The 8,242-nt window shown below is 72.0% G+C and carries 6 protein-coding genes and 1 pseudogene; 2 read left to right on the top strand and 5 right to left on the bottom strand.

Annotation, left to right across the window (positions count from 1 at the left end):
• A pseudogene (locus tag AB0F10_RS06545) lies at positions 1-1,290 on the bottom strand (hypothetical protein); the annotation flags it as partial.
• A 135-nt stretch (positions 1,291-1,425) separates the two neighbouring features.
• On the opposite strand from AB0F10_RS06545, the gene AB0F10_RS06540 reads away from it, so the two are divergent.
• On the top strand, positions 1,426-3,756 hold the full coding sequence (locus AB0F10_RS06540; protein WP_360620792.1) for a response regulator: 2,331 nt from the start codon (positions 1,426-1,428) through the stop codon (positions 3,754-3,756).
• A 142-nt stretch (positions 3,757-3,898) separates the two neighbouring features.
• Positions 3,899-5,251: a cellulase family glycosylhydrolase gene (locus AB0F10_RS06535; RefSeq protein WP_360620791.1), complete on the top strand. Its 1,353-nt coding sequence runs from the start codon at positions 3,899-3,901 to the stop codon at positions 5,249-5,251.
• A gap of 55 nt (positions 5,252-5,306) precedes the next feature.
• Here the strand turns inward: AB0F10_RS06535 and AB0F10_RS06530 are convergent, their stop codons facing one another.
• The 4 genes from AB0F10_RS06530 to AB0F10_RS06515 all read right to left on the bottom strand — a co-directional run bounded on the left by AB0F10_RS06530 (position 5,307) and on the right by AB0F10_RS06515 (position 8,223).
• Positions 5,307-6,110: an ATP-binding protein gene (locus AB0F10_RS06530; RefSeq protein WP_360620790.1), complete on the bottom strand. Its 804-nt coding sequence runs from the start codon at positions 6,108-6,110 to the stop codon at positions 5,307-5,309.
• Between the two features lie 253 nt (positions 6,111-6,363).
• Complete coding sequence (locus AB0F10_RS06525; RefSeq protein ID WP_360620789.1) at positions 6,364-6,978, bottom strand: NAD(P)-binding domain-containing protein; 615 nt, start codon at positions 6,976-6,978, stop codon at positions 6,364-6,366.
• A gap of 109 nt (positions 6,979-7,087) precedes the next feature.
• Positions 7,088-7,540 carry a hypothetical protein gene (locus tag AB0F10_RS06520; protein ID WP_360620788.1) on the bottom strand — a complete coding sequence of 151 codons (453 nt, stop codon included), beginning with the start codon at positions 7,538-7,540 and terminating at the stop codon, positions 7,088-7,090.
• Positions 7,541-7,764: 224 nt separating this feature from the next.
• Positions 7,765-8,223 (bottom strand): hypothetical protein, encoded by a 459-nt coding sequence (locus AB0F10_RS06515; protein WP_360620787.1) that lies wholly within the window; start codon positions 8,221-8,223, stop codon positions 7,765-7,767.
• Between the last annotated feature and the right edge of the window lie 19 nt (positions 8,224-8,242).

The raw sequence follows: 8,242 nt of genomic DNA, 5'->3' as shown, positions 1-8,242 counted from the left end.
CGGCCGGAGGTCCCGCCAGCGCCGCACGATCAGCGGGGCCAGATCCGCGGCCCGCGCGCCGAACCGCCCCACGTATTCGCCGACGTTGCGGGGCAGCACCTCCGCCTCGAGCGCCCAGGCGAGCATGGGCAGCGCGCGGGGGTCGCCCGCGCCGGCCAGCGCGCACAGCGCCGGGCCGATGCCGCTGCCGCCGGATTGCCACCGGACGACCCACGGCGACCGTCTGTCCATGGCGGACTCGTCGACGATCCGGGCGGAGCCCTCGAGCGCGGCGACGAGCGCGTCGGCGGCGGGCGCCGCCAGCACGTCCATCGTCTCCAGCACCCGGACGGCCCGGGCCCGGGTGGCCGCCGGCCCGAGCGTCACCTGCTCCGCGACCAGGGCGATCAGCGGCACGAAGTCGGCACGCCAGCCCTCGACCAGGTCGCCCGCGGGTAGCAGGGCACTCATCCGGCATCCGCGGTCGGGCGAGCGCAGCAGCGCGGTCAGCAGGTCCACCCGCGCAGCGACCTGATCGCCCATCGATCGGCTCAGCCCGAGCACCTGCTTGCCCAGGTCCACCCGGCGCCGTTGCGCCCCGGCACCGCGCTCGGCCAGCAGCGTGAGGGCGGTCTCCACCGCGACCGGCGGCCCGCCGTGCGCGGCGAGGGTGTTCGCCTGCGTCAGCGCGGCGACGCACACCCCGGGATCCGGGTCGTCGCGGAGCACCCCGGCGAGCCAGGAGCCGGCCGCGGCGCCGTCGTCCGCGCGCCGGGCGAGCTCCGCGACCGCGCCCACGATGGCCGTACGGGTCCGGGCGTCGCCCTCCGCCTCGAAGCGTTGCCGCAGCGCGGCGGCCGCCCCGGTCGCCCGGTCCCGGCAGGCGAGCAGCGCGAAACAGGTCGCCGCGCGTACGGCGGGCACGTGGTCGCTCAGCAGTTCGAGCCAGAGCGGGTACGCCGCGCCGACCGCCTCGCCGGCCCGCGCCCCCTCGGCGGTCGGCGGGCCGGTGTCTCCGGCGCCGCCGATGCCGGCCAGCAACTCGACCACGGCGGCGCGCCCCGGCCGCCGCCGGTCGGCCACCAGGCGCAGCAGGAACGGGATCACGGCCACCGTGCTGTCGTAGACGTCGCCCTGGTGGTGGACGGCGCCGTACATGGCGTCCAGCGCGTTCTCCCGCACGGCGGGGTCCGGGTCGGTGAGGGCGCGCAGCAGGTCCGGCACGTCGGTCGCGGCACCGTAGGCGTGGGACAGCAGGTCCCAGGCCACCTCGTCGACGCCGGCAAGTGCCATGGCACCGGAGTCTGCCATCCGCGGGACCGGACCGTCGCGAAAGGTCCGACCCTTCAGGCCGGGCAGTAGCACCGGGTTAGCACCGTTTTCTCGCCTTATATGTTGTTGTTAACGGCGGGGCTGTCGACGCGGCGGGACGGGACGGGGGTCTTCATGCGTTGGTTCAATGATCTTTCGATCGCTCTGAAGATCTATGCGGCGGTGCTGGTGGCTGTCGTGGCCGCCAGCGTGGTCGGCGCGGTGGGCCTGCAGAAGCTGTCGGCCACGGCGGTCGCCTCGGAGTACCTCTACAGCCAGACGCTGGTGCCGGTGGCCCAGCTCGGCGCGGTCCAGCACGAGGTGCAGCGATCCTGGATAGCTCTGTTCGACACCCTCGTCTCCGACGACCCCGCCGACATGAACACCGACATGGCGGCGATGTCCGCCGCCGACGGGAAGGCCGACCGGGCGTTCGCCGATTACACCGCCACGGACATGACCGGGCGCGAGCAGGCGGTGGCGCAGTTCCGCGCCTCCCTGGCGACGCTGCGCAAGGTACGCGACGAGCAACTGGTGCCGTTGGCCAAGAGCGGGGACGTGCACGGCTTCCGGCGGGTGGTCGACGACGTCGCGCGCCCGGCGCTCAACTCCGCCGCCGACGCGCTGGAGGAGCTGGTGCTGATCGAGACCAGGGCGGCGGTCGAGAAGCGCGCGGCGACCGCGGCGGCGTACCGGTCGGCCCGCACCCAGATGATCGCGGTGTGGCTGATCGGGGTGCTGCTCGCCTTCGGACTGGCGTACCTGATCGTGCGCGGCATCATGGGTACCCTGGCGGCGGTGGCGCGGGTGACCATGGACCTGGCCTCGGGGCGCCCGAGCGTCAGCACCGGGGTGTCCGGCCGCGACGAGCTGGGCCGGATGGCGACGGCCCTGGACAGCGCGGTGGTGCACCGCGACCAGCTCACCACGGAGCTGTCCGCCACGGTGACGGCCCTGCGCGCGGCGAGCGCGGCCAAGAGCGAATTCCTGGCCAACATGAGCCACGAGCTCCGCACGCCGCTGAACGCCATCATCGGGTTCAGCGACCTGATGCGCACGGAGCCCGTCGTCGGCAAGAACAGCCTGGTGCCGACCGAGTGGATCCACCACATCCACTCCAGCGGCAACCACCTGCTCGGGCTCATCAACGAGATCCTCGACCTGGCCAAGGTCGAATCCGGCCAGGTCGAGCTGCACCGGGAGGCGGTGTTCCTGCCGGACGCGGTCGCCGAGGTGGTCTCCTCGCTGCGCGCGCTCTCGGAACACAAGCAGCTCGAGGTGACCGTGGCGGTCGCATCGTTGTCGGTGAACGCGGACCGGATGCGCCTGCGGCAGATCGTGACGAACCTGCTCGCCAACGCGATCAAGTTCACCCCCGCCGGGGGGCAGATCTTCCTGGCCGGCCGGCGCTTCGGCGCCGACGTCGCCCTCAGCGTGGCCGACACCGGGCCGGGCATCGCCGCCGCGGACCACCATCGGGTCTTCGAGGAGTTCCAGCAGGCCGGCGAGCAGGGCGCCCGCGCGCAGGGCACCGGGCTGGGCCTGGCGCTGACCCGCCGGCTGGTCGACGCCCACCGCGGGCGCCTGGAGCTGGAATCCGAGCTCGGCCACGGCGCCAAGTTCACGGTCTACCTGCCGGTCGCGCCGGCCCTCGCGAACGGCGCGGCACCCGGCGTCGACGGGTCGTCCACGACGGGGGTGCTGATCGTGGAGGACGACGCCGGCGCCGCGGGCATGCTGTCGACCCACCTCGACACGGCGGGTTACGACGTCCGCGTCGCCGCGACCGGGGAGCAGGGGCTCGCCCTGGCCCGGGCGAGCACGCCGGAGGCCATCCTGCTGGACCTGCAACTGCCCGGCATGGACGGCTGGGAGGTGCTGACCGCCCTGAAGGCCGACGACCAGCTACGGCAGATCCCGGTGGTCGTCATCAGCGTCGCCGGCCCCAGCGCGATCGGCATGGCGCTGGGCGCGGTCGACTACTTCGTCAAGCCACTGAGCCGGCCGGCCCTGCTGACCTGGCTGACGCGCCACGGACTCGTCCCGGCGACGACCGACCGGACCCTCGACATCCTCGCCATTGACGACGACCCGCACAGCCTCGAGATCATCGACGCCAGCCTGACCGCTGAGGGAATCCGGGTCCTCCGGGCCGGCAACGGCGCCGAGGGGCTCGCCCTCGCCCGCCGCCACCGGCCCGGCCTCATCATCTGCGATCTGCTCATGCCCGGCATGGACGGCTTCGACGTCATCACCGCCCTGCACGGCGACCCGGCCACCAGCGGGATCCCCGTCGTGGTCCTGACCGCGCGCAGCCTCACCGCGGCCGACAAGGCCCGGCTCAGTGCCAAGATCATCACAGACATGCCGCAGGGGCCGGCCGCCGCCGGCCTGCCGGAGCTGGCCCGCCTCCTCGGTGCCCTCACCGGGCGCACCGCCGAATATCAGGATTCCCTGAGCGGGTAGCGCGCGGACCGCCTTGTCCCGCACCGGGACATTGACCTACGCTGATCTCCGTCGCGAGCAGGGCAGTCTTCGTCGGGTCCATGTCCGTGGGCCGGACGCCTCCTGCCCCCACCTCCGGGGCCTTCTCCACCTGAGGTATCCCATGAAGAGACGACTCGCCATCCTGGGCGCATCCCTGCTCGCCATCGCCGCCTCGATGGTGGTGTTCTCCGCGCCGGCCTCCGCCGCCGTCGGGCTCCACATCAGCGGCCGGAACATCGTCGAGGCCAACGGTCAGACGTTCGTCATGCGCGGGGTCAACCACCCGCACGTCTGGTACACCAACCAGACCAACTCCTTCGCCGACATCAAGGCCCTCGGCGCCAACACCGTGCGCGTGGTGCTGGGCAGCGGCAAGCGCTGGGGCCCGTCGACGGACGTCGCCAACGTGATCTCGCTGTGCAAACAGAACAGGCTGATCTGCGTCCTCGAGGTGCACGACACCACCGGGTACGGCGAGGACAGCGCCGCCGCCACGCTCGACGAGGCGGTCGACTACTGGATCAGCCAGAAGAGCGTGCTGGCCGGCCAGGAGAGCTACGTCGCGATCAACATCGGCAACGAGCCGATCGGCAACACCAACGCCGCCCAGTGGACCAGCGCGACCACCGGCGCCATCGCGAAGATGCGCAGCAACGGATTCCAGCACCTGCTCATGATCGACGCACCCAACTGGGGGCAGGACTGGCAGTACGTCATGCGGGACAACGCGCAGACCGTGCTGAACGCCGACACCCTGCACAACACCGTGCTGTCGATCCACATGTACGACGTGTTCAGCACGGCCGCGAGCATCACCGCCTACCTCGACCGCTTCCAGGCGGCGGGCTGGCCGCTGGTCATCGGCGAGTTCGGGTGGCAGCGCTCGTCGAGCAACGTCGATCACGAGACGATCCTCGCCGAATCGGCCGCCCGGGGCCTCGGATACCTGGGCTGGTCCTGGTCCGGTAACACCGACCCGTACCTGGACATGGCGACCGGCTTCAACCCGGCCCAGCTCACCACCTGGGGCGAGCGAATCTTCAACGGCGCCAACGGCATCAAGGCCACCGCCCGGGAGGCCACCACCTACAGCAGCGGACCGACCGCACCGCCGACCACACCTGCTACGACCCCGCCGACCACGCCGCCGACCTCTGCACCGCCGACCGGCGGTCAGGGTTGCACGGCGGCATACACCGTCGCCGGCCAGTGGTCCGGCGGCTTCCAGGGCACCGTTCGGGTGACCGCCGGCGGCACCGCCATCAAGGGCTGGACGGTGAGCTGGACCTTCCCCAACGGGCAGAGCGTCACCCAGGCCTGGAGCGCGACGATCACCAGTAGCTCCTCCAGCGTCACCGCGCGCAACGTGAGCTACAACGGCAGCCTCGCCGCCGGCGCCGGCACCGAATTCGGGTTCCTCGGATCCTGGAACGGCACCAACGGCGTCCCGGCCGTTACCTGCACGGCGAGCTGACAAGCCGATCATGCGGGCCGGGTCCTGCACGCCCGGCCCGCAACACTCGCAACCCCTATGGCACCGGGCGCACGATCGCCCACACCACCTTGCCGTCGTGGGACTGCACGGCCCCCCACGCACTGGCGCGGGCGTCCACCACGCGCAGGCGCTCGCCGTACCCCCGCACGGGCACACCGGAGTCGTCGGCCCTATCGACCACGTACGGCAGCCGCGGATCACCGTCGCGCACCCCGAGGTAGATGCCGGCGCCGCGGCGGGAGACCGTGACGGCCATGTCGGTGCCGGTGTGTTCGACCGCGTTCGTCACCAGCGCCGACATGACCCGCCGGCTGGAATCCACCAGGTTCGGCAGGCCCCAGGCATCGCAGGCGACGGTGACCAGGTCGCCGGCGGCGTCGGCCGAGGCAAGCTCGGGCCGCAGCCGGCTCAGGTACAGCCGATCGGTCAGCAGCATCCGGCCGGCGACGGCGGCGCGGGCCTGCTCGATGGTGACGAAGATGCGCAGGTGGCGCACGGCCCCGAGCCTGCGCAGCCGGCCGGCCAGCTGCCTGGTCGGCGGCATGGTCAGGACGAGTTGAGTCGCGGGTTGCCCGGCGCTCGCCGCCCGGGCGTTGGCGAGCCACACGCCGGCACTCGCGCCGTCCAGGTCGCCGAGCTCGTGCAGGTCGATGATGATCGCCGAGGGGTGCTCCGCCAGGCACCCGCGCAACAGGGCGTGCACGTCGAGGCACAGCCGGCGGCTCCACCGGCCGCGCACCGCGATCTCGATCATCGAACTGTCTGCGGCCCGGGTGACCGACAGCCCGGGTTCGGCCCCCTCGTCCCTGCTGATCACGTACGGAGGCTCGACCTCCATATCGTTCTTCTCCCCTGAACAATGCCCGTTTTCATGCCTCATCGGCAGTCTGGAACGTTTGACGGCGGGCGGTCAATAACGGTGACCGCATATGCCCGAGCGTCATCCGATCGAGAGCCTCGACCTCATGCAGCAGACATGATGCAGTGAGCAGAACGTCAGCCTGGCCTCGGCCGGGCGCTGCCGCCCGGGCCGCGGTGAAACGGCTCAGCGACCCGCCGGCGGGTCGTGCTGCGGGGGCCGGCCGGGGCGGCTATCGCCCGCCGGAGACGGCCTGCGCGAAGACGGCCGTCGCGTCGGCGACGTCGACCTCCCGCAACCGCAGGGGGCCGCCGGCCTCGGTCAGGCAGGCGTTGGTCACCCCGCCCGCGAAGAACGGCGCGAACCCGACGTCCTCGATGAGGCGGGCGGCCGCGACCCGGGCCGCCCGGTGGTCGGTGCAGATGAACTCCGCCAGCAGCGGGTCCCGGCCCCGGCGACGCCGGAGCACGCCGGGCGAGCAGGTGTTGAACGCCTTGACCCACTGGGCGTCGGGTGCCCAGTCCGACAGCGTCTCGATGCCGCTGTGGCCGATCGGCACGGCGCGCTCGTAGCCGTGGTCCGTGCTCCAGACGACGGGATCGGTCGCGTCCAGCACGGGCTTTCCGGTCATCGCGCCCGCGGTCGCGTCGATCAGCGTGTGCGCGGACGCCCAGTCGGGCGCGAAAAGTACGACCTCACCGAAGGCGGCGGCGTCCGTCGCGGTGACGATGCCGGTGAGCTCCCGGTCGTCCGCCGGCGAACTGACGATGACCTCGTGACCTGCCTGCTTCCACCACTCGGCCAACGATCCGCTGAGCTCACCACCGCCGATGATTCCGATCCGCATGACGAAATTCTCCCTCCGCGGTAGGCACCGCGAGAGGGAAACGCCTGAACGGGCGGCGGCACCCGGCCGCCGGGGCGGGCGTCCCGCCCACCCCGGCGCGCCACGGGCATCACGAATCGAGGCTGGCCACTGTGATCAACAGGAGCACCAGCGCGATCGGGATGGCCAGCCCGATGATGGCCATCGGCCGCTGCAGCAGGCGCGGGCCCGGGTGCATCGGCGGGCGGCTCGGCCCGTACGGGTTCGGCTGCGGCTGCGCCAGGTTCGCCACCTTGCCGCGCTTGAAGAGGTTGATCAGCACCGTGATCGGCGTGATGATGAACGACCCGTATCCCCACCAGCCCTGGACCAGGGTGCGTGCCGTCATGGCGCGGAAGGTGGCCATCCCGCAGTCGCGGCAGAACGGCCCCTGCTCGCTGAGGAACTGCATCATCACGAAGAGGCCCCGGTGCCCCCGGAAGGTCACGGGTGCGGCGGGCACGCTGCCGCACATCCGGCAGGAGGCGACGGCAAGCTGCGCATAGGGGACCTGCGCGACGGACGGCTGATCTGAATAGGACACGTATATTCCTCAACTCGATACGGGGGCGGAGCCGCGTCAGGGTACTTGTCGATCTCCTGGTGTGTCGCCCCCGTCGTTTCCCCCATCGGCGGATGATTCCGGCAATCCCCGCGTGGAATCGGCAAACGGGCCACACCCGGATTCGGGTGTGGCCCGTCTCGTGCCGCGTGCCGCCGACCTCGGTGCCCGCCGCCCGGCGGCCGCCTCCGCCGGCTCAGGTGTGGCTAGCGGTGGCCGCCGCCCTGGTTGTCCCAGCCCCCGCCGTGGTTGTCACCGCCGTGGTTGTCCCAGCCGCCGCCGTGGTTGTCACCGCCGCCGTGGTTGTCCCAGCCGCCGCCGCCGTGGTTGCCGCCGCCGCCGTGGTTGTCCCAGCCGCCGCCACCGTTGTTCCAGCGCCACCCGACCCGCAGGGCCCAGCGCCCCCAGCGGGTCCGCTCGCAGTAGTAGTAGTCCCAGCGGTCGCGGAACTGCCCGCGACGTCCCGCCCAGTCGCACTCACGCCGCGTGCGGTAGATGCCGACCACCCGATCGCGGGGCGCCTTCGACTGCTGCTGGACGCTCTGCGTGGTGGCCGCGCTTCCCTGCGGGGCCGCCGAGGCCGCGACCCCGGGGCCCACCGCCATCGTCGCCCCGGCGACCAGGGCCATTCCGGCCATGGTCAGAAATCGTGTTGCCTTACTCATGAAACCACCTTTTCTCGGC

This window comes from Actinoplanes sp. NPDC026623, assembly GCF_040638275.1.
Taxonomy (GTDB): domain Bacteria; phylum Actinomycetota; class Actinomycetes; order Mycobacteriales; family Micromonosporaceae; genus Actinoplanes.
This window is presented reverse-complemented; position numbering and strand designations above follow the sequence as displayed.

Coding starts and splice junctions, on each gene's coding strand:
- AB0F10_RS06540 (WP_360620792.1), top strand. CDS start 1,426: ATGCGTTGGTTCAATGATCTTTCGATCGCTCTGAAGATCTATGCGGCG.
- AB0F10_RS06535 (WP_360620791.1), top strand. CDS start 3,899: ATGAAGAGACGACTCGCCATCCTGGGCGCATCCCTGCTCGCCATCGCC.
- AB0F10_RS06530 (WP_360620790.1), bottom strand. CDS start 6,110: ATGGAGGTCGAGCCTCCGTACGTGATCAGCAGGGACGAGGGGGCCGAA.
- AB0F10_RS06525 (WP_360620789.1), bottom strand. CDS start 6,978: ATGCGGATCGGAATCATCGGCGGTGGTGAGCTCAGCGGATCGTTGGCC.
- AB0F10_RS06515 (WP_360620787.1), bottom strand. CDS start 8,223: ATGAGTAAGGCAACACGATTTCTGACCATGGCCGGAATGGCCCTGGTC.